This is a genomic window from Hymenobacter guriensis (assembly GCF_015773195.1).
Lineage (GTDB): Bacteria > Bacteroidota > Bacteroidia > Cytophagales > Hymenobacteraceae > Hymenobacter > Hymenobacter guriensis.
This window is the reverse complement of the sequence record NZ_JADWYK010000013.1, coordinates 48,808-67,527: the sequence shown is the minus strand read 5'-3', so window position 1 is coordinate 67,527 and position 18,720 is coordinate 48,808. Positions and strand designations below refer to the sequence as shown.

Below are 18,720 nucleotides of genomic sequence, written 5' to 3'. Positions count from 1 at the left end.
TCTGTAGACGATGAAAAACACCTTTACGGCTAGCCTGTTGGCGCTGGCGGCGCTGCTGAGCTGCGGCGGTGCCCTAGCCCAAAGCTCCTCCAAGACCGCGACCAAAGCGAAACCCAAAACGGCCCCGCCTGCCAGCGCAACGTCGGATGTGCTCCGGTACGTCAACCCCAACATCGGTACGGCCCACAGCCGCTGGTTTTTCTACACCCCGGCGGCCGTGCCCTACGGTATGGCCAAGCTGGCGCCCTCCACCAACGGGCACTACGGTAATGCCTCGGGCTGGGAGGCCGTGGGCTACGACACCCGTCAGAACTCCATTGAGGGCTTCGTGCATTTTCATGAGTGGCAGGTAGGCGGCGTGAGCTTCATGCCCACCACGGGGGAGCTGCGCGTCAAGCCCGGCGACCTGGAGGGCCCAAACACCGGCTACCGCTCGCGCTTCGACCGCAAAAACCAGGTGGCCGAGCCGGGCTATTACAAGGTGCGGCTCGACGACTACAGCATCACGGCTGAGCTCACGGCTACCAAGCGCGTCGGGTTTCACCGCTACACTTTCCCGCAAAGCGAGCAGGCCCACATTCTGCTTGACATTGGCAACAAGCAGGGCGAGAGCAGCGAGGTCACCGATGCCAGCATCCGGATGCTTGACGCCACCCACTTTGAGGGCTTCGTGAGCACCTACCCCAAGTACGTGCAGAACTACGACCCCCAGGGCAAGGTGAACATGTACTTTTTCGGGGAAATCAGCCGGGGGCCAGCCAGCGTAGGGGCCTTCACGGCGGCTGGGGTACAGCCCACGGCCTCGTTTGCCCAGGGCAAAGGCGCCGGGCTGGTGCTGAATTATAAAACAGCTAAAAACGACAAGGTTGAGCTGAAAGTAGGCCTCTCCTACACCTCAACGGCCAACGCCAAGGCCAATCTGCAGGCCGAGGCCGCCACGCTTACCTTCGACCAGGCCCGTACCCAGGCCCAGGCCACCTGGCGGCGGGAGCTGGGCAAGCTGGCCGTGGAAGGACCTGACGAGGCGAGCAAGACCAAGTTCTACACCGGCCTGTTTCACGCCCTGCTCGGCCGGGGCATTGCCAGCGACGTGAACGGGGCCTACCCCCGCCACGGCGGCCAGGTGGGCCAGCTGCCCAAGCCCGTTGCGGGTCAGCTCAAGCCCGAGTTTATCAATACCGACGCCATCTGGGGCGGCTACTGGAACCTGACCCAGCTCTGGGCCCTGAGCTACCCCGAGTGGTACGGCAGCTTCGTGAACACCCAGCTGCAGGTGTATAAGGACCGGGGCTGGTTTGGGGACGGGCTGGCCAACAGCCAGTACGTGTCGGGCGTGGGCACCAACATGGTGGGCCTGGCCGTGGCCGCTGCCTACCAGGTCGGCATCCGCAACTACGACGTGAACCTGGCCTACGAGGCCGTGCGCGCCAACGAGCTGAACTGGCGCAACCGGGCGTTTGGCTCGGGCAAGATGGACACCAAGGCCTTTGTGGAGCGCGGCTACGTGCCCTTCCGCGACGAGTACAAGGAGTACAAGGGCGAGTGGTTCAAAACCGATTCGACGGGCGCGTATTTCGCCAACTCCCACACGCTCGAATACAGCTTCAGCGCCTTCGCCGCCGCCCAGCTGGCCAAATCCCTCAACAAGCCGGCCGACTACGCCCAGCTGCTTAAGCTTTCCAACGGCTGGAAGCAGATTTACAACCCGCAGACCACGCTCATGCAGCCCAAGCTGGCCGACGGCTCGTTTGCCCCGAAATTTGACCCTTCCGAGCCCTGGCGCGGCTTTCAGGAAGGCAACGCCCTGCAGTACACCTTTTTCGTACCCCAGAACCCGGCCGGACTGGTGGCCGCCATTGGTAAAGCGCGGTTCAACAGCCGCCTCGACAGCATTTTCACCGTGTCGGAGAAAAACGGCTTCGGCGGGGGCAAGGAAATTGATGCGTTTGCCGGTATCAAGTCGATTTACAACCACGGCAACCAGCCCAACCTGCACATCAGCTGGCTGTTCAACTTCTCGGGCCAGCCTTGGCTGACGCAGAAGTGGACCCGCCGCATCTGCGACGAGTTCTACGGTACCGAGCCCATCCACGGCTACGGCTACGGACAGGACGAAGACCAGGGCCAGCTCGGCTCCTGGTACGTCATCACGGCCCTGGGCTTGTTCGACGTGAAGGGCTTCACCGACGCCCGGCCCATTGTGCAGCTAAGCAGCCCGGTTTTCCGTCGCGCCACCATTGCCCTGGCTGGTCAGAAGAAGCTGGTGATTGAGGCGCCCGCAGCTTCCAAGACCAACTGCTACATCCAGTCGGCCCAGTTCAACGGCAAACCGCTAGCTAACTGCTGGCTCTACCGCGACGAGCTGATGCAGGGCGGCAAGCTGGCTTTTGTGATGGGCCCCCAGCCCAACAAAGCCTGGGGCACCAAGGTCCCTCCACCCTCGGCCCAATAAGCGTAGCGCTGCTTTATTCTTCCTGCTATGAGTTCACCGTTCAGGCGCCTGCTACCGGGCGCTATCAGCCTGCTTTTGCTCTTGCCCGGGCTGGCGCCTAAGGCCGCCGGGCAGAGCCCGGCCGTGGAATACCGGCGGCGGGCCGAAAGCATGTACGCTGTGGTCTGGCAGCACTACCAGGTGCCGGCGCACCTGGGGCTGTTCACGGAAAACTACCCTTCGAACCGGGCCGACACGCTCACCTACATGCAGGGCGGCGGGGTACAGGAGAAAGCCGTGAGCTTTCTGTGGCCCTTCTCGGGTATGTTTTCGGCCACGAATGCGCTCCTCAAAATCCCGAAGGCCAAGCGCAGATACCTGCCCTACCTGAGCACGCTGGTTACCGGAGTGGAGAAGTACCGGGACACGCTCCGGACGCCGCCCGGCTACCAGGCCTACCCCGTGCAGTTTGAGAAATCGGACCGCTATTACGATGACAATGGCCTGGTGGCCATCGACTACATGGAGGCCTACTTCAACACCAAGAACCCGGTTTACATGCGGCGGGCCCAGGGCGTGTTTACGTTCATCGTGAGCGGCTGGAACGAGGACGCAGGTGGGGGCGTGACCTGGCTGGAGGGGCACAACGACCAGAAACCCGCTTGCACCAACGGCATGGCCACCCTCGCGGCCCTTAAAATCTACCAGGGCAGCCAGGACCGCCACTACCTGGACTGGGGCCGCAAGCTCTACGGCTGGATGTACCAGAACCTGCGCGACTCGACCGGGGTGTACAGCAACGACAAAAAGCTCGACGGGAAAGTCAACCGCACGTTCTACACCTACAACTCCGGCTCCATGCTCGAAGCGGGCGTGCTGCTCTACGAGCTGACCGGCGAAAAGCACTACCTGACCGAAGCCCAGCAGCTGGCCAAGGATGCGTATGGCCACTTCAGCCAGGAGCCCCATCACGCGCCGTTAAACCTCAAGATTGACCTGCCCTGGTTTGTGACGGTGCTGTTCCGCGGCTACGAGGCCCTGTACCGCCAGGACGGCAATTACCAGTACATCGGCGCCATTGAGCAGGACCTGAACTATGCCTGGGAGCACGCCCGCGACGCCAACGGCCTGCTCACCGCCAGCTGGACCGCTAACCCCGACGAGCTGAAAAAGCCCAAGCGCCTGCTCGATGAGGGGTGCATTGCCGAACTCTACGCCCGGCTGAGCGCGCTGCAAAAGATCAAGAAAGCCCAACCCAAACGCGGCGAGTCAAGCAATTCCCCGGCGCCCGACTATTTCCACCAGTAGCACTTGGGAAGGCTGCCGCTCCAGGCTGCGGCATTCCATCCGATTAAACGCATGCTTAAACGCTTTTTTTCCTAGTTCTATGAAGAAAACACTACTTCTGCTCACTCTCGGGGCCTTCGGTCTAAGCGAGGCCCACGCCCAAACGGTGCCTTCTATTTTGGTCGATTTCGGGCCGAATGACAAGACCAACGGGGTCATCACCCCCAGCCCCGACGTTAACGGCAACTACTGGAACAACGTGCTGAACCAGACCGGCATCACCGACACCTTCCGGCTGGTAGACAAGGCCAACGTGGCTACGGGCATCAAGCTGAAAGTCGGGGCCAACTTCCGGACTAATGGCATCCTGAACGGCGGGCTGCTGACGCCCAGCGCGGACCTGCTGGGCCAGTACGCCGTAGCGACGGCCACGCAGGACTATTTCTACGTGGAAGGTACCGGGGCAGCAGCCGTGGCTACCCTGACCATGAATGGCTTCGACCGCAGCAAGCGCTACGTCTTTCATGTGTTTGGCAGCCGCCAGACCGCGGCCGAAACCCGGGTGTCGCGCTATAAATTCACCGGGGCCAACGAGAGCATCGTCAGCCAGACCACGTCCGGGGCAAACGTGGGTGCCAACGGCTACCCTGGCAACAATAACACCATCACCGACTCCGACACCCTTACAGCCGACGGCAACGGGGTTATTCAGCTGGAGCTGAGCAAGACGTCGGGTTCTTTCGGCTACCTCAACCTGATGCGCATCGACATCGTGGAGGGCCGCGCAGCTCCCGTCAACACGGCGTTTCAAAATCCCGGTTTTGAGCTGAGCAACCTTACCAGCTGGACCACCGTGCCCGTTGGCCCGGGCGCCAGGGTGGCCGTTAGTACTACCACTCCGCACACGGGCAGTTACGCCGCGCAGCTTTCGGGCGGCACCCTGCGGCTGACGCAGCAGATTTCCTACGTCAACACCATCGGGACGACGGCTCACAAGCTCAGCGGGTATTTCTACACGCCCGCCACCGCCGCCCTGCAGGGCAGCCAGGCTGCGTACCTGGAGCTACGCTACCTGAACAGCAGCAACGCCCTATTGGGAACCTTCAAGTCCGACTCGCTGACGGTCAGCTCGACCCCTGGTACCTGGACTAAAGTGGAGGCCACCGCTGCTATTCCGGCCGGCACGGCTTTCGTGCAGGCCGCGGCCGTGTGGCGCAACGCCGCCGGCTCGGCGGGCAGCGTGTATTTTGATGATCTGCTGCTGGAACCCTACAAGGAGCCGTTGGTGCTGAACCCCCTGAAGCTGGTTTACATGGGGTCATCGGTGCCCTCCGGTACGGGCGCTACGAATAACAACGGCTACACGTCCCTCTATTCCAGCCTGCTGGCGCAGCGTGCTGCCGCGGGCAGCGGGCAGCCCTGGGTGACCAGCAACATCAGCGTGCCGGGCAACAACACGCTGAACGTGCTGGACCGCTACGAGCGTGACCTGCTGCCCCAGCAGGCCAAATACGTGGTATTCGCCCTGGCCCTCGGCAACGAAGGCATCCTGGGTGGTGGCCAGCCCATCTTCGACCAGTTCCGCACCAACCTGACGGCCCTCATTCGGCGGGCCAAAGCCGATGGCATGGTGCCCGTGGTAACCAACACCTATACCCGCAACGACTACACAGCTACGGAGTACGCCTTTGTGCAGCAGATAAACCTGCTTATTCACGGCTGGAATGTACCGAGCGTGAACCTGCTCGGGGCCGTCGACGACCTGAGCGGGCTGGGCCGCTGGGCGCCCAACTACTGGTCGGATGCGCTCCACCCCAACGACCGGGGCCACGCCGAGCTGGCCTATACCCTGGTACCTTCCCTGTTCGACGCCCTGCACGCAGGCAAGGCATTGCCGAGCCGCCGCCCTACGGCCACCAACGAAGGCACAACGCTGGCCAAAACCGCCGGCCAGGCAACCACGCTGCTGCGCTTTGTACCGGAAGAAGTTGTGCATCCCTTCACGCAGGCCATTCGCTTCAAAACCAGTGGCTGGGGTCAACTGGTGGAGATTCGCGACAGCGCCGGTATTTCGGCTGGTACCATCAGTATCACCAATAATGGCAAAATGCTCTACACGTCGGCCAAGGGCCGCAGCATTGTGGGCACGGTCAAGGTCGACGACAACCGCTGGCACAAGCTGGCGCTGACGCACTACTACGCCCGCGGCCTGACCCACCTGTATGTGGACAGCGTGCAGGAAGGCAGCACCGCCGAGCGTTTGCGCCCTACCCGCTTCGAGCTGGGCGGCAGCGCGGCGCCGGCCCGGCTACAGGTGCGCGACTGGCTCTTTTACCGCGCGGGCATGAACCAGGAAGAAATCAGGGCCATGGCCGCCGACTCCCTGCTCAAGTCCAGCCTGGAGCTCTACGCCCCCCTCGATGGCCGCGGCGGCACCGCCACCGACTCGCTTACCAACTTGGCGCAAAGCCTCAACACGCTGGAGAAGGCCGTCGGCCCGGTAGCACTGAGCTCCCGCGCCAGCACCCAGGCCACCCAGGTAAGCCTGTATCCTAACCCGGCTAACGGGCAAGTGCGCCTAACCGCTCCCTGGAACCTTGAGGGCGTAGAGGTGCAGCTTTTCAACCTTGTAGGAGTGCGGGTACTGACTACCCGCCTAGTAGGAGGCGTACTTCACCTGGGTACATTACCAGCGGGAGTGTATTCCCTGCAACTTCCATCCAAAGAAGGCATGCTCAGCAAACGTCTTGTCATCCAGCCGCGCTGAATGGGTTTACCCGAACCGAGAGCCAGTGAATGTAGCCAGGGCCAAGGGTCATTAGCCTTTCTGAAATGAGTTGAGAGTACATCAACTTGCCCAAAAAGTCAGGTCGATTATGCCGTAAGGAGCGAGGTTTACCCACGCTTCTTATGGCATTTTCACTTCACGCCTAATAGTGTTTCGGGTTCCATACCCTGGAGCCAAGTACTAGGAACTCACCCGCTCGACCGTCACCTGCCTGTTGTGCCAAGCAATCAAAGGATGTTGATTTTTAGTCTTTGTAGTAGTCGTTGAGTGGATAGCTGCGGGTAGTGGTTGTCCAGCGGCCGTTGATTTTGCGGCGGGTCTTCACCGTCACCTTTTCCCCGCCCCCGGTGGCATCCTCCTCAATGGTCAGCACTTCGCTCAGGCCCTTGCCCGGTACTACCTCGTACTCGGTCGTCATGTGCCAGCAGCAGCCGCCTTTCCCAAACGTAATCAGGCGCTTCCGCTTCGAGTCGACCGTAAACATGCCCAGATTGTCAGTGGCCAGCGCCGTCAGCTCAGCACTGCGAATGAATTTGCGGGGGCGGCTGGCGTACACGTACACGTCGTAGGAAGGGCCGCCGTAGCTGCTGTTGTTGCCATTGCGAATGGCCAGGTCTTCGGTGCCATCGAAGTTGAAGTCGTCGAACAGCAGCGGGCTTTGCTCCCCGTAGAGCTCCACCGTCTTGACTGAGGGCTGCTGGCGGGCGTCGAGGTAGAAGTTCAGGTCGTCGGAGGTGAAGGTCTGGACCAGCTGCTTGGTTTCCTTGCTGTAGAGCCGGATGGTGCCCTTTCCATGGCATTGCTCCGTGGTGCATTCGGCCGCGGTTATTTTAGCCGAATAGCGGGCCGATGCCTTGGAAATAGTGAAGCTGCGTTGCGCGTGGCTGGCCGTGGCGGCTCCAAGCAAGAAAATCAGTAGGAAGCAACGCATCATAATAGCCTGGGCAGGCAAAGGTATACGCATGACCGGTTGGTGTTTTCCTGGGAAGCAATCCTCAACTAATCCAACCAATCCCCTAACCTACAAAAGCTCCACTACAGTACCGGTGATTTGGCCAGGGCGCTTTTGAGGATGAGCCGCATACCTGTATCAACAAAACAGGAAGATTTCCAGGGGTTTTACTAGCCATCAGGACTTGATGACGAAAGCCGTTAACTCGGCCATTTTTCCGTCGCGAAAACGCCAGACGTCACAATACGCGTAGTCGGTCGCTTTCCCGCTTTCATCCGGCAGCGTAATCGTGCCGAGGGCCGTCACAAAATCAGCCTCGGCAATAAGGTGCTTGACCAGAAATACGGGCGGCTGTTCATACGCCGTGGCCATCCAGGTGCGCACCGCTTCCTTGCCTCGCAGCGTTTGCTCGCCCACAAATGTCCACTGCGTGTCGTCAGTACAGTGTGCCAGAAACCCTTCGTAATTGCCAGCCGTAATGGCCGCATTTGCCTTTTCCAGTATCGTCTTGTTGTCTGCCATCACGGGTAGAGAAGAGGATGAGAAGTAGAACATGCGCTACTGTCTTCTTATACGCCCGAGCGCGCTTTGTTGCCGCAATGGCCGCTAGGCGTTCTTTTGCCGACCAACTAGGCTACCTGCAGTTCCTCCTCGCGGTAGCAGTCCCAGAACCCATCGTTGAGCCGGTACACGTTCACGCGCTGCACCCAGCCGGTTTCGGGGCTGCGCTCTTTAAGTTGCCCACGCCACACAATGGTATGCGGCTGGGCCTGGGTGGCCGGCTGCACGGGTTGTCCCAGGTCGTAGGCGAAGGTGCCCAGCTTCCGATGAACTGTCGGCGTTTCATCCCTAGGAGCAGGTGATGCGGTACAGGCTTCCTCGTGCCAGGCCAGCAAGTCGCCGCAGGTGGGACACAGGGCCGCCTCCGTGCTGCTATCTTCCGGCAACTCGTTGCCGGATAGGTCGGCCTCGTGAATAGGTTGAGCGTCCACAACGATAGTCGAGGGACGCGGCTTACGGGTGGCTGCCATGGCTGGATTAGCTAAATGGATCAGCTAAAATACTGCCTGCTAGCTTTTTTGGCAAATCGGTTTGCGTTGCGCCTTGGAATATACTTGTGCTTTATTCTTCTTGTATAGCTTCAATAATTTACTCTTAACAGTCTGTTTTCAAGAAATTTGAGTAACGCCACATTCCCTCTCAAGGCACTGCTGACGTGGCGTCGCCAGACCGGGCTCTGATTAGCTTAGTTCAGGCCCCAGCGCATCATAAATCACTACTTTCTCCCAGTAGGCCGCATACTGCTGACGAAATGCATCGTGAATCGGGTGCTGCTGATAGAGTTCCTCTTGCTCGGCATTGTCGAACAGGCAGAGCCACGAATACGTGTAGGTGCGGTCAATCACCTCTCGATTGGTAGCGGCCGGCGTACCGATATGCGCCATCCTGATAGAGGGAATGCGGGCTAGCTTCTGCAGCCCTTCCAGGAGGGTGTTTTTGTCGGCCTCACTGGCAGCAGCGGGCATGTAAAACAAGACGTGGTGCACAAAAAGAGCGGACGAGGCGGGCATATTCATACAGAGCAGGACCAGTTAGCAGGGAAATCGATTCCGCGCTAAGATGGGAAGATTGTCTTCATCAACCAATGAGGGCATTGAACGTCTGGCTGCATGTGGCCGGGCTCCAAGCTCGTGATGGGTATGGACAAGCACGACTGGGGATTGGGTGAGGTCGGTGCCGGCGCCGCCCGTGTTTACGGCGCGGGCGCTACGGGCGGCCCACTGAAGCAGCTGAAGCCTGCTTCCAGAATTTGAGATGGCCGCTTTTTAGCGTAAACGGTCCATTTTACAGCACCGATTTCGGGCGGTCGGCCTGGGCTACGCCCCAGGTCTTGCTGGGTTTGGGGCCCATTTCAAAGGACAGCGTACCTCCCTTGAGCAGCTCTTGGTGCGTAATGTAGGACTTGGTGTAAGCCCGCCCGTTCAGGGTAACCGCCTGAATGTATTTGTTGGCTGAGCTGTTGTTTTTAGCCTCAATAGTCAGCGTTTTGCCGGCGGCCAACTGAAGAGTCGCCTGCCGGATGGCCGGGCTGCCAAACACGTAGGTGCCGTTGGCCGGATTCAACGGGTAGAAGCCCAGGGTGGAGAAAACGTGCCAGGCCGACATCTGCCCCACGTCCTCATTGCCGATAATGCCGTCGGGCCTGGTGGTGTAGAAGTTCTCGGTGATAAAGCGGACTTTGTCGGCCGTTTTCCAGGGCTGGCCCACGTAGCTGTACAGATAGGTGATGTGGTGGCCGGGCTCGTTGCCGTGGGCATACATTCCAATCAGGCCCGAAATGTCGGGGGACGCTTCCTTGCCCATGCTGCCTTTCGCCAGGAACAGCGAATCAAGCTTCTGGCTGAACCGCTTTTCCCCGCCCAGCAGGCTGATCAGGCCCTCCACGTCCTGGGGTACCAGCCACGTGTATTGCCAGGCGTTGCCTTCCGTAAAGTCGCTTTTCTCGTGCACCGACGTAAACGGGTTGAACGGAACACGCCACTTGTTTTGCGCCAAGCGGCCGCGCATGAAGCCCACGCGCTTGTCGAAGTAGTTCGCGTAGTTTTTGGCGCGCTTGCTGAAGTAGGCGTAGTCGTCGGCATTACCCATTTTCCTGGCCATCTGCGCAATGCACCAGTCATCGATGGCGTACTCCAGCCCTTTCGATACACTTTCCACCTCGCTATCGGCTGGGATAAAACCCTGCTCTTTCACGACTTTCAGCCCAAATTCGTCGCGCATGGCGGTGGCCTTCACCGCCTCGTAAGCCAGGGCAGCATCAAACCCCTTGAAGCCTTTTAGGTAGGCATCGGCCACGACGGGCACGGCGCTGTAGCCCACCATACAGTTAGTTTCGTTGCCCATCAGGTGCCAAACGGGAAGCTTGCCCTGCTGCTGGTAGATGGCCAGCATGGAGCTAACCATGTCGTTGACCCGCTCAGGCTGGAGCAGAGTGAACAGCGGATGCGCTGCCCGGTAGGTGTCCCAGAGGGAGAAGGTGGTGAGATTAGTGAAGCCCGGGTTTTTATGCACCTGTTTGTCGGTACCCCGGTAGTCGCCGTTGTGGTCGTTGAAGACGGAGGGCGCAATCATCGTATGGTAGAGGGCCGTGTAGAAGGTTTTCAGTCGAACCTCATCGGCCTGCACCCGCACTTTCTGCAACTCCCGGTTCCAAGCGGCATCGGCCTGGGCCACTACCCGCTCAAAGTTCCAGTGCGGAATTTCGGCCTGGATATTGGCCAGCGCCCCGGCGGTACTCACCGGGGAAATACCCACTTTCAACTGGACTTTTTCTCCCGCCTGCGTGGCAAAAGTTACTACGCCCTTGATGCGGTTGCCCGTGGCAGCGGGCCTGGTGTTGCCCAGCGTGTCCAGCACCTGCACGCTGCTGAAGCCGCGGATAGGTTTCGAGAATACCGCCGCAAACCAGAGGCGCTGATCCGCGGCCCAGCCCCTGGAGTGGCGGTACCCCACCAGGGTGCTGTCGTTGAGCTGTTCCATGTGCGTGTCGGTGGCCAGGTCCCAGCCAATGCCCTGCTGCAGATCGAAAATCAGGTGCGAAGCGTCGGACTTAGGAAACGTGTACTGGTGGAAGCCCACCCGCTCGGTAGCGGTCAGCTCGGCCTTGATGTTGTAGCGTTGCAGCCGCACGGCGTAGTAGCCCGGGCGGGCCTGCTCTTCTTGGTGAGAAAACAGCGAAACCAAGCCTTGCTCGGGGTGCTTAACCCGGCCCTCCGTCACGCGCACCGGACCGGTGGTAGGCATCACCGTCACATCGCCCAGGTCGCCGATGCCGGTACCGCTGAGGTGAGTATGGGCAAAGCCGACGATGGTAGAATCGGAGTAGTGGTAGCCCGAGCACCAGTCCCAGCCTTCGGTAATGTTTACCGGCCCCAGCTGCACGGCCCCAAACGGCACGTTAGCCCCCAGAAATACGTGGCCATGAAAATCCGTGCCGATATACGGGTCCACGTACCGGGTCAGGCTGGCCTCCGGGCTATTCCTAGCCGTTTTCCGACTGCTGGCGGGCGGGGCAAAAATGCCTGCCGTGCAAACCAGAAAGGCAGCGACAAGGATAAATTGACAGTTGATTCGCGCCATAGAAGTTGCTTAAACCTGTAAGAATCGGGAAAATACGGCTTCTTCTAGCTTCTATTCCAGCCAGGAAACCGGATGGGTCAAGCCTGCACCAGAGAGCCTGGGTAGCAGCGGTAGAGTAGGCCTATACCACGACGCCTAAGCTAAGCGAATGCAACGGGAGTTGCCTGAATGCGAATTGCAACAAAGCCAAGCGCACTTTCGGCATGCCCTGTGAACGGAGCTTCCTGCTATAGCCCATAGTGAGGTGGTCCAGTTGAGCCGGACAGAATTCGGACGTACTTTTCCTTTGTCATGGCAAGTACGTTGCACATCCATCAGCCCGTAAAGCGCCGCAAATACGACGAGGCGTTCAAGACCGAAGCGTTACGTCTGGCGCAGGAAAGCCGTTCAGCGCGTTCGGCAGCGCAACAGTTAGGCATTAGCGAAACGCTGCTGTACCGCTGGCGGCGGGCACAAGCCGAAGCGGAGGCCGGTAGCGCGGCGCAGGCGCAAGACCCTGAGTGGCGCGCGTTGCGAGCCGAGAATCAGCGTCTGGTACGCGAAGTGGCCGTTTTAAAAAAAGCCTTGGCCATCTTCAGCCGCGAAACGCCGTGAGCCGCTACCGTTTCATTGACCAGCACCGCGACCAGGTGCCGGTACGCGTGCTGTGCACGGTGCTGCAGGTGGCCCCAAGCAGTTACTACGCCGGGCGGCAGCGGCGTCAGCAGCCAGCCGCGGCCTGGGAGCGAGCCGTCGTGCGCGCGTTCCAGCGCCACGGCCGCCGCTACGGCACGCGCCGGCTGCGGGCCGAGGTGCACGCCGAAGGCCACCGCGTGGGCCGCTGGCGTATCCGGCGCACCCTCGCCGCGCATGGGCTGCGCGCCCAGCGGCCCCGCTGCTTCGTGCCGCGCACCACCGATTCGGGGCATGGCCGGCGTGTGGCGCCCAACCGCTTGCTGGGCCAGCCCCGTCCCACTGCCCCCAACCAGGTCTGGGTGGGCGACATCACCTGCTTGCCTAAGCAAGGCGGCGGCTGGCTGTACCTGGCCAGCTGGCAGGACGCCTGTCACGCAAGGTCGTCGGCTGGGACGTGCGTGAATCGATGCCCGAAGACCTGGTCAGCGAGGCCTTGGCGGTGCGCCAGCCCCCACCCGGACTCGTCGTGCACTCCGATCAAGGCAGCCAATACACGGCCACGCGTTTCCGCGACCTGCTGGCCAACCACAGCGCTACGCAGAGTATGAGCCGGCGAGGCAACTGCTACGACAACGCGCAAGCCGAATCCTTCTGGAGCCGGCTCAAAACCGAGCTGCTTGACGGCGGCAGCTTCCCCAGCCTAGAAGAAGCCCGCCTCGAACTGGCGCACTACATTGCCTACTACAACAGCGAACGGCGCTACTCCGCCCTCGCGTACCGCTCACCTAACCGCTTCGAAACCTATCTCCAAACCACGTCCAAAGAGTGTCCAGCTTAGCTAGACCACCTCAGACAGCCTGTTCACGTTCACGCGTGAACAGGGCCGTGAACAGCGTGAACGCGTGAACACGCATAGTCTCCTCTACTCCATTCAAAGGCTTTTGCTTTGGTCAAGGACAAAGGAAGCAGAAGTAAGTAGTAAGGTGGTTGTATGAACTACCAATAAAAAAGCAACTCAGCAATTAAGCTAAGTGACTGATAACGAACGTGGCCCCGATGTGATTCGAACACATGACCGGCTGCTTAGAAGGCAGCTGCTCTATCCAGCTGAGCTACGGGGTCAAAACAAAAACAAAAGCCGCCCACCCACCTGGAGGGCAAACGGCTTGAGCTCTGAACGTCGGGGTGGCAGGATTCGAACCTGCGGCCTCCTGCTCCCAAAGCAGGCGCGATACCGGGCTACGCTACACCCCGAAAACTAATTATGAATGTTGAATTATAAATTCTGAACGGCGAAAATCCATTCCAGAATTTATAATTCAACATTCATAATTCAATTACATGCGGAGAGAGGGGGATTCGAACCCCCGGTAGCCTTTAGAGCTACGGCAGTTTAGCAAACTACTGGTTTCAGCCACTCACCCATCTCTCCAGATAAGGTACTCTTCCGGCTGAAGAGTGCGCAAATATACAACCAGCAGGCAGAAATCAACACTTCCGCGAAAAAATCTTTGCCGGCGCCGGCCCGCCCCGCCTGTTATATTTGCCGGCATGACACAGGAAGGGCACGCATGAAAATCAGCTGGGCAACCCATTTTGGGTGGGCAGAAGCGGTGGCTGTCAGCCTCTTCGTGGTGCTTTACCTGGGCTACATTTTTCGCACCCGGCGGCTGGCCCGGCCTTTTGGGCAGCGGGGCTGGCGCCTGGCCTGGAAGCTGCCGCTGCGCCTGTTTTATTTTGCCCTCCTGCTGATTTCCCTGCTGGGCCCGGCCGTGGGCGTAACGCAGCAGGCCGTGCGCACCGCCGGCAAGGACGTGTGGCTGCTGGTGGATTTGTCGCGCTCCATGGATGCCCCCGACGTGGCCCCTACCCGCCTGCAGAAAGCCCGCGCCGAGCTGACGCGACTCGTCAGCCGGTTTCAGGCCGACCGCATCGGGCTGATTGTGTTTGGGGCCGAAGCTTACGTGCAGTGCCCGCTTACCTACGACCAAAGCGCCCTGGAGCTGTTTCTGAATTCCCTGCAGACTTCCCTGCTGCCGGCCGGGCCCACCAACCTGGCGCCCCCGCTGGAGCTGGCCTTGCGCCGCCTCGCCGCTACCCCCGCCGTGGCCGGCGTGCCTCCCCGGGCCCTGGCCGTGGTGCTGGTCAGTGACGGGGAAGACTTCGGGGAAAACCTGGAGCCCGTGTTGCGCGAGGTGTCGCGGGCCGGGGTACGGCTGTTCACGGTGGGCGTAGGCACGGCCGAAGGCAGTCGGATTCCGCGCCCCCAGGGCGGCTACGTGCGCGACGCCAAAGGCCGTGACGCGGTGACGCGCCTGGAGCCCGCTACCCTGCGCCGCCTGGCCGAGCAAACCAACGGCCGCTATTTCGAGCTGACGGCCCAGCGCAATGAGTTTGCGCAGCTGGTAAATGCCCTAAACCGGGTGGAAGGCCAGGCCGAGCAGGTGCGCACCGTAGCCGTGGCCGACAACCGCTACCGCTACCCCCTGCTGCTGGGGCTGGCGCTGCTGCTGCTGGATGTATTGGTAACTGTGCGCGTGATCCGGCCATGAGAAGCGTGTTTGTCATATTATTGGTGATTTCCACCTGGGGCGGCCTCACGGGCATTCGCGTCCGCAACGAAGCGGTGCAGGCGGGCACCCGGGCCTACCGCGCCCACCGCTACGCCGCCGCCGTGCAGCACTATCAGCGCGCCCTGGCGGCTATGCGCCAGCCCGAGGAAGCCCTTGAGCTTAACCTGGCCCACGCCGCCTGGCAGGGCAACCAGCCCGTGCTGGCCCGCGCCTACTACAGCCGCCTGCTCAACAGCCGCAACCGCCCGCTGCGCAGCGTGGCCCAGCAGCAACTGGGGGTGCTTCAGGCCCGGCGCGGCGACTATGCCCAGGCGGCCCGTCTGCTGCGGCAGGCCCTGCTCACCAACCCCCGCAACGCCACGGCCCGCTACAATTACGAAGCCGTCATGCGCTACCTAGCCCGCCGGCCCGACCCCGGAACGCCTCCTCCCGGCCAGCCCAACGGCCCCGACCAGGTCAGCAACTCCGACGAGCAGCGACCCAAACCCCAGGCCGGCGACGAGCAGAGCGGGCAGCGGGACAACCCGGCGCGGAACGACGCCCGGCAACCGCCCCAAAGCCAACCCAACGCCCAGGGCCGCAGCACGCCCAACCAAACCGGCGGCGCAGGCAACGCTAATCCGAACAGCCTCAACCCCGGACAGGGTACCGAGCAGCAGGTGGCGCAGGGCCGGCAGCCGGGCAACGTACGCGGCCTGGGCGACCCCACCACCGACCAGCCGACCAGCACCCCGAATACCGCCAGTCGCCAGCCCGGCGCCGAAAATGCGGCTGCCGATGCCACCCAGCTGCAAACCCAGCGCGCCCGCCTCCAGCAGATGCAGCTCACACCAGCCCAGGCCCAGCAGCTGCTGAATGCGCTGCGGGCCTCGGAGCAGCAATATATCCAGCAGCTGCCCCGCCAGGGACCCAAGCCCGCTCCCTCCTCGAAACCGGCCTGGTAATCATTTAGCCCGCGGATGGGTTGTAAGCAAACCGGCGTTGATGGTACGGCGCAGGTGCGTACTTTTAACCCCGGAAAGCCTCGTGGGCTTTTTGTTCTTTCCCCATCCCACCCAATCGTTTTATGCAAATCAAAGAAGTGGTAATCGTAGCGGCCGTGCGCACGCCCATCGGCTCATTCGGCGGCAGCCTGTCGTCGTTGTCGGCTACAGAGCTGGGCGCTATTGCGCTGAAAGGTGCTCTGGAAAAAGCCGGCGTTGAGGGCCAGCACGTGCAGCAGGTGATTATGGGCAACGTCATTTCGGCCAACCTGGGTCAGGCTCCGGCCCGCCAGGCGGCCAAGAAAGCCGGCCTGCCCGATACCGTGGAGTGCACCACTGTAAACAAAGTGTGTGCCTCGGGCACCAAAGCCATTATGATGGGCGCTCAGGCCATCATGCTGGGCCAGGCCGACGTGGTGCTGGCCGGTGGCATGGAAAGCATGTCGAATGTGCCGTATTACCTCGATAAAGCCCGTTTTGGCGCCAAGTATGGCCACGGCCAGATGATTGACGGTCTGGTGCGGGACGGCCTTTGGGACCCGTACCACGACTACGCCATGGGCAACGCCGCCGACGCTACGGCCGCTCACTACGGCATCAGCCGCGAAGAGCAGGATGCCTTTGCCCGCCAGAGCTACGAGCGTAGCGCCGAGGCGGCGAAGGCGGGCAAGAAAACGGATGAAATTGTGCCCGTGACCATTACCGTGCGCGGCAAGGAAACCGTCATCAGCGACGACGAGGAATACACCAAGGTAGACTTCGCCAAGTTTGCTGGCCTCAAGCCCGCTTTCACCAAGGAAGGCACCGTAACGGCGGCCAACGCCTCCACCCTCAACGACGGCGCTGCCGCCGTGCTGCTGATGAGCCGCGAGAAGGCGGAGGAGCTAGGTGTGCAGCCGCTGGCACTGATCCGGGGCTTCGCCGATGCCGAGCAGGCGCCGGAGTGGTTTACGACCACGCCTTCTCTCGCCATTCCGAAGGCCCTGAAAAACGCCGGCGTAGAAGCTTCAGAAGTGGATTTCTACGAAATCAACGAGGCCTTCTCAGTGGTTTCTTTGGCCAACAACAAGCTCCTGAACCTGGAAGGCACCAAGGTAAACGTGTACGGCGGGGCCGTGAGCCTGGGCCACCCGCTGGGTGCTTCCGGCGCCCGCATCGTGACGACGCTGGTGAACGTGCTGCGCAATGAAGGTGGCAAAATCGGCGTGACGGGTATCTGCAACGGCGGCGGCGGTGCCAGCAGCATTGTAGTAGAGAAGCTCTAACGACAGAACCACGGATTCGCGCGGATTTTTCGGATTCCACGGATTTTGTGGACGATTCGCTTTGTTGAAGCCCTGCTGCACGTTGCGGCAGGGCTTTTGCGTGCCCGCGGTTTTCGGGTTTCTTACTGTCTTGAACCCGACTTTTCCTGCGGTTGCCCCGTGCGTGGGCTGCGGCCCGAAATACTTTCTACTTTCTTGCGTTCTTCCCGCTATGAAGCATCTTTTTGTCTTGCTGTTCCTGCTGTCGGCCACTTTTACCCAGGCCCAGCAGCTGCGCCGCCTTACCTCGTATTTCGACTCAACCAACACCCGCAAGCGCGAAATCTACTCGGCGCTGGTGGGGCGCGACACCGTGATGGAAGGCCCATACAAGCGGTTTTACCGCTCCGGCAAGCTCGAAGCCCAGACGCGCTACGCGGCCGGCAAGCGCGACTCGGCCTACGTGGAGTTTCACCCCGATGGCGGCCGGCGGCTGGAAGTTACTTACCGGCAGGGCGTACGACAGGGCACGTTCAAAACGTACTATGCCAACGGCAAACCCGCCCAGGAAGGCTCCTACGACAACGACCAGCCCACCGGCACGCTACGCTACTATCACCCCAACGGCGAAGTGAAGCTGGAAACCACGCTCACCAACGGGCAGCCAGCCGGGGCCGTGCGCGAGCTGTACGCCTCGGGCAAAATCAAGGCGGAAATAACCTACCAGAACGGCCAGGCCAACGGCCCGGTGAAAACCTACTACGAAAACGGGCAGGTGCAAAGTGAAGGCACCTTCAGCAAAGGCCTGCTGGCCGGGCCCTACAAAACCTACTACGACAATGGCCAGCTGGAAACCGACGTGGCTGCCGACCGTACCGGCCACGGCACTTACCGCAGCTACTACCGCTCGGGCAAGCTGCGCACCGAGGGCAACTACGCGCCGGCCACGCTCGTGGGCCGCGCTATCAAGAATCCGTTGGGTGACGACCTCACTGCCCAGGCCAAAAAGCTGGCCGGCGGCACCAGCAACCTCGATGGCCCGGTGAAAACCTACTACGAAAGCGGCGGCATCAGAAGCACTCAGCAGTACCGCCAGGGCGTGCTGCAGGGTACGCAGGAAGATTTTTACGAAACCGGGAAACTGGAGCGCAAAACCGAATATAGCAACCAGGCCCGCGACCGGAAAATAACCATCTACACGCCTGCCGGCGCCGTGCAGGCCGAGCAGCTGTATAAAAACGGCCAGCCCAGCGGCCTCTGGCGCACGTATTTCCCCGATACCAAACAAGTACAGCTGCAGGAAACCTACCTCAACGGCCGCCTCGCCGGCGAGCAGCTCACTTACTTTCCGTCCGGCACGGTCCAGCGCAAAAAAACGTTCGAGAACGGCAAAGTCACCGGCCTGAGTCCCGAATATTACCCCTCGGGCAAGCTGAAAGCCGAAACCACTTACCTGAAGGGCCTGCGCACCGGGGCCTACCGCCAGCTGCGCGAAGATGGTACGCCTGAAGTTACCGGCACTTTCCGCAACGACCGGGAAACCGGCACCTGGACGTATTTCGCTGCCGACGGCACAACCATCCAGGAGAAGAAAACCTACCGCAATGGTCAGGTAGTACCCGAGGGCAGTACTCCCGCCAGCAAACCCAAGCTCCCGGTGAAACGTCGATAATGCCCTCCCCGGCCAACATATGCTTTATGTGCAGA

14 protein-coding genes, 3 tRNA genes and 1 pseudogene are annotated in these 18,720 nt (G+C 61.0%); 10 read left to right on the top strand and 8 right to left on the bottom strand.

Annotation, left to right across the window (positions count from 1 at the left end; genetic code table 11):
• Nucleotides 1–10 precede the first annotated feature (10 nt).
• The 3 genes from I5L79_RS18040 (at nt 11) to I5L79_RS18030 (ending at nt 6,485) form a co-directional block, all read left to right on the top strand.
• Nucleotides 11–2,452 carry a GH92 family glycosyl hydrolase gene (locus I5L79_RS18040; RefSeq protein WP_196956471.1) on the top strand — a complete coding sequence of 814 codons (2,442 nt, stop codon included), beginning with the start codon at nt 11–13 and terminating at the stop codon, nt 2,450–2,452.
• 27 nt (nt 2,453–2,479) lie between these two features.
• Complete coding sequence (locus I5L79_RS18035) at nt 2,480–3,739, top strand: glycoside hydrolase family 76 protein (protein WP_196956470.1); 1,260 nt, start codon at nt 2,480–2,482, stop codon at nt 3,737–3,739.
• A 79-nt stretch (nt 3,740–3,818) separates the two neighbouring features.
• On the top strand, nt 3,819–6,485 hold the full coding sequence (locus I5L79_RS18030; protein ID WP_196956469.1) for a GDSL-type esterase/lipase family protein: 2,667 nt from the start codon (nt 3,819–3,821) through the stop codon (nt 6,483–6,485).
• A gap of 265 nt (nt 6,486–6,750) precedes the next feature.
• Here I5L79_RS18030 and I5L79_RS18025 read toward each other — a convergent pair whose 3' ends face one another.
• The 5 genes from I5L79_RS18025 to I5L79_RS18005 form a co-directional block, all read right to left on the bottom strand.
• Nucleotides 6,751–7,440, bottom strand: coding sequence for an XAC2610-related protein (locus I5L79_RS18025; RefSeq protein WP_196956468.1), 690 nt, complete (start codon nt 7,438–7,440; stop codon nt 6,751–6,753).
• Between the two features lie 195 nt (nt 7,441–7,635).
• A complete protein-coding gene (locus I5L79_RS18020; protein WP_196956467.1) occupies nt 7,636–7,980 on the bottom strand; it encodes a nuclear transport factor 2 family protein in 345 nt (114 codons plus the stop codon).
• A 107-nt stretch (nt 7,981–8,087) separates the two neighbouring features.
• A complete protein-coding gene (locus tag I5L79_RS18015) occupies nt 8,088–8,489 on the bottom strand; it encodes a hypothetical protein (RefSeq protein ID WP_196956466.1) in 402 nt (133 codons plus the stop codon).
• Nucleotides 8,490–8,699: 210 nt separating this feature from the next.
• A complete protein-coding gene (locus I5L79_RS18010; RefSeq protein WP_196956465.1) occupies nt 8,700–9,035 on the bottom strand; it encodes a Dabb family protein in 336 nt (111 codons plus the stop codon).
• Nucleotides 9,036–9,303: 268 nt separating this feature from the next.
• A complete protein-coding gene (locus I5L79_RS18005; RefSeq protein WP_196956464.1) occupies nt 9,304–11,598 on the bottom strand; it encodes a GH92 family glycosyl hydrolase in 2,295 nt (764 codons plus the stop codon).
• 291 nt (nt 11,599–11,889) lie between these two features.
• Here I5L79_RS18005 and I5L79_RS18000 point away from each other — a divergent pair, with 291 nt between their 5' ends.
• From I5L79_RS18000 to I5L79_RS23375, 3 genes and pseudogenes are all read left to right on the top strand, one after another.
• Complete coding sequence (locus I5L79_RS18000) at nt 11,890–12,192, top strand: transposase (protein WP_196956463.1); 303 nt, start codon at nt 11,890–11,892, stop codon at nt 12,190–12,192.
• Nucleotides 12,099–12,461, top strand: a pseudogene (locus I5L79_RS23810) (IS3 family transposase); the annotation flags it as partial. The gene I5L79_RS18000 and the pseudogene I5L79_RS23810, both read left to right, overlap by 94 nt.
• Nucleotides 12,462–12,610: 149 nt before the next feature.
• Nucleotides 12,611–13,051: an integrase core domain-containing protein gene (locus tag I5L79_RS23375; protein ID WP_317191395.1), complete on the top strand. Its 441-nt coding sequence runs from the start codon at nt 12,611–12,613 to the stop codon at nt 13,049–13,051.
• Nucleotides 13,052–13,261: 210 nt separating this feature from the next.
• Here I5L79_RS23375 and I5L79_RS17990 read toward each other — a convergent pair.
• From I5L79_RS17990 to I5L79_RS17980, 3 genes are all read right to left on the bottom strand, one after another.
• Nucleotides 13,262–13,335, bottom strand: a tRNA-Arg gene (locus tag I5L79_RS17990).
• A 58-nt stretch (nt 13,336–13,393) separates the two neighbouring features.
• Nucleotides 13,394–13,467, bottom strand: a tRNA-Pro gene (locus tag I5L79_RS17985).
• Nucleotides 13,468–13,557: 90 nt separating this feature from the next.
• Nucleotides 13,558–13,645 (bottom strand) — tRNA-Ser (locus I5L79_RS17980).
• Between the two features lie 139 nt (nt 13,646–13,784).
• Here I5L79_RS17980 and I5L79_RS17975 point away from each other — a divergent pair.
• The 4 genes from I5L79_RS17975 to I5L79_RS17960 all read left to right on the top strand — a co-directional run bounded on the left by I5L79_RS17975 (nt 13,785) and on the right by I5L79_RS17960 (nt 18,685).
• Nucleotides 13,785–14,765, top strand: a complete 981-nt coding sequence (locus tag I5L79_RS17975) for a vWA domain-containing protein (RefSeq protein WP_196956461.1) — start codon at nt 13,785–13,787, stop codon at nt 14,763–14,765.
• Nucleotides 14,762–15,730 carry a mediator complex subunit 15 domain-containing protein gene (locus I5L79_RS17970; RefSeq protein ID WP_196956460.1) on the top strand — a complete coding sequence of 323 codons (969 nt, stop codon included), beginning with the start codon at nt 14,762–14,764 and terminating at the stop codon, nt 15,728–15,730. The genes I5L79_RS17975 and I5L79_RS17970 overlap by 4 nt, the downstream gene beginning before the upstream one ends.
• Nucleotides 15,731–15,852: 122 nt before the next feature.
• Entirely contained in the window at nt 15,853–17,034 is a 1,182-nt protein-coding gene (locus tag I5L79_RS17965; RefSeq protein WP_196956459.1) for an acetyl-CoA C-acyltransferase, read from the top strand.
• Nucleotides 17,035–17,245: 211 nt separating this feature from the next.
• Nucleotides 17,246–18,685, top strand: a complete 1,440-nt coding sequence (locus I5L79_RS17960) for a toxin-antitoxin system YwqK family antitoxin (protein WP_196956458.1) — start codon at nt 17,246–17,248, stop codon at nt 18,683–18,685.
• The last annotated feature ends 35 nt before the right edge of the window (nt 18,686–18,720 follow it).

Coding starts and splice junctions, on each gene's coding strand:
- I5L79_RS18025 (WP_196956468.1), bottom strand. CDS start 7,440: ATGATGCGTTGCTTCCTACTGATTTTCTTGCTTGGAGCCGCCACGGCC.
- I5L79_RS18015 (WP_196956466.1), bottom strand. CDS start 8,489: ATGGCAGCCACCCGTAAGCCGCGTCCCTCGACTATCGTTGTGGACGCT.
- I5L79_RS18010 (WP_196956465.1), bottom strand. CDS start 9,035: ATGAATATGCCCGCCTCGTCCGCTCTTTTTGTGCACCACGTCTTGTTT.
- I5L79_RS18005 (WP_196956464.1), bottom strand. CDS start 11,598: ATGGCGCGAATCAACTGTCAATTTATCCTTGTCGCTGCCTTTCTGGTT.
- I5L79_RS18000 (WP_196956463.1), top strand. CDS start 11,890: ATGGCAAGTACGTTGCACATCCATCAGCCCGTAAAGCGCCGCAAATAC.
- I5L79_RS17960 (WP_196956458.1), top strand. CDS start 17,246: ATGAAGCATCTTTTTGTCTTGCTGTTCCTGCTGTCGGCCACTTTTACC.
- I5L79_RS18035 (WP_196956470.1), top strand. CDS start 2,480: ATGAGTTCACCGTTCAGGCGCCTGCTACCGGGCGCTATCAGCCTGCTT.
- I5L79_RS18030 (WP_196956469.1), top strand. CDS start 3,819: ATGAAGAAAACACTACTTCTGCTCACTCTCGGGGCCTTCGGTCTAAGC.
- I5L79_RS18040 (WP_196956471.1), top strand. CDS start 11: ATGAAAAACACCTTTACGGCTAGCCTGTTGGCGCTGGCGGCGCTGCTG.
- I5L79_RS17965 (WP_196956459.1), top strand. CDS start 15,853: ATGCAAATCAAAGAAGTGGTAATCGTAGCGGCCGTGCGCACGCCCATC.
- I5L79_RS17970 (WP_196956460.1), top strand. CDS start 14,762: ATGAGAAGCGTGTTTGTCATATTATTGGTGATTTCCACCTGGGGCGGC.
- I5L79_RS18020 (WP_196956467.1), bottom strand. CDS start 7,980: ATGGCAGACAACAAGACGATACTGGAAAAGGCAAATGCGGCCATTACG.
- I5L79_RS17975 (WP_196956461.1), top strand. CDS start 13,785: ATGAAAATCAGCTGGGCAACCCATTTTGGGTGGGCAGAAGCGGTGGCT.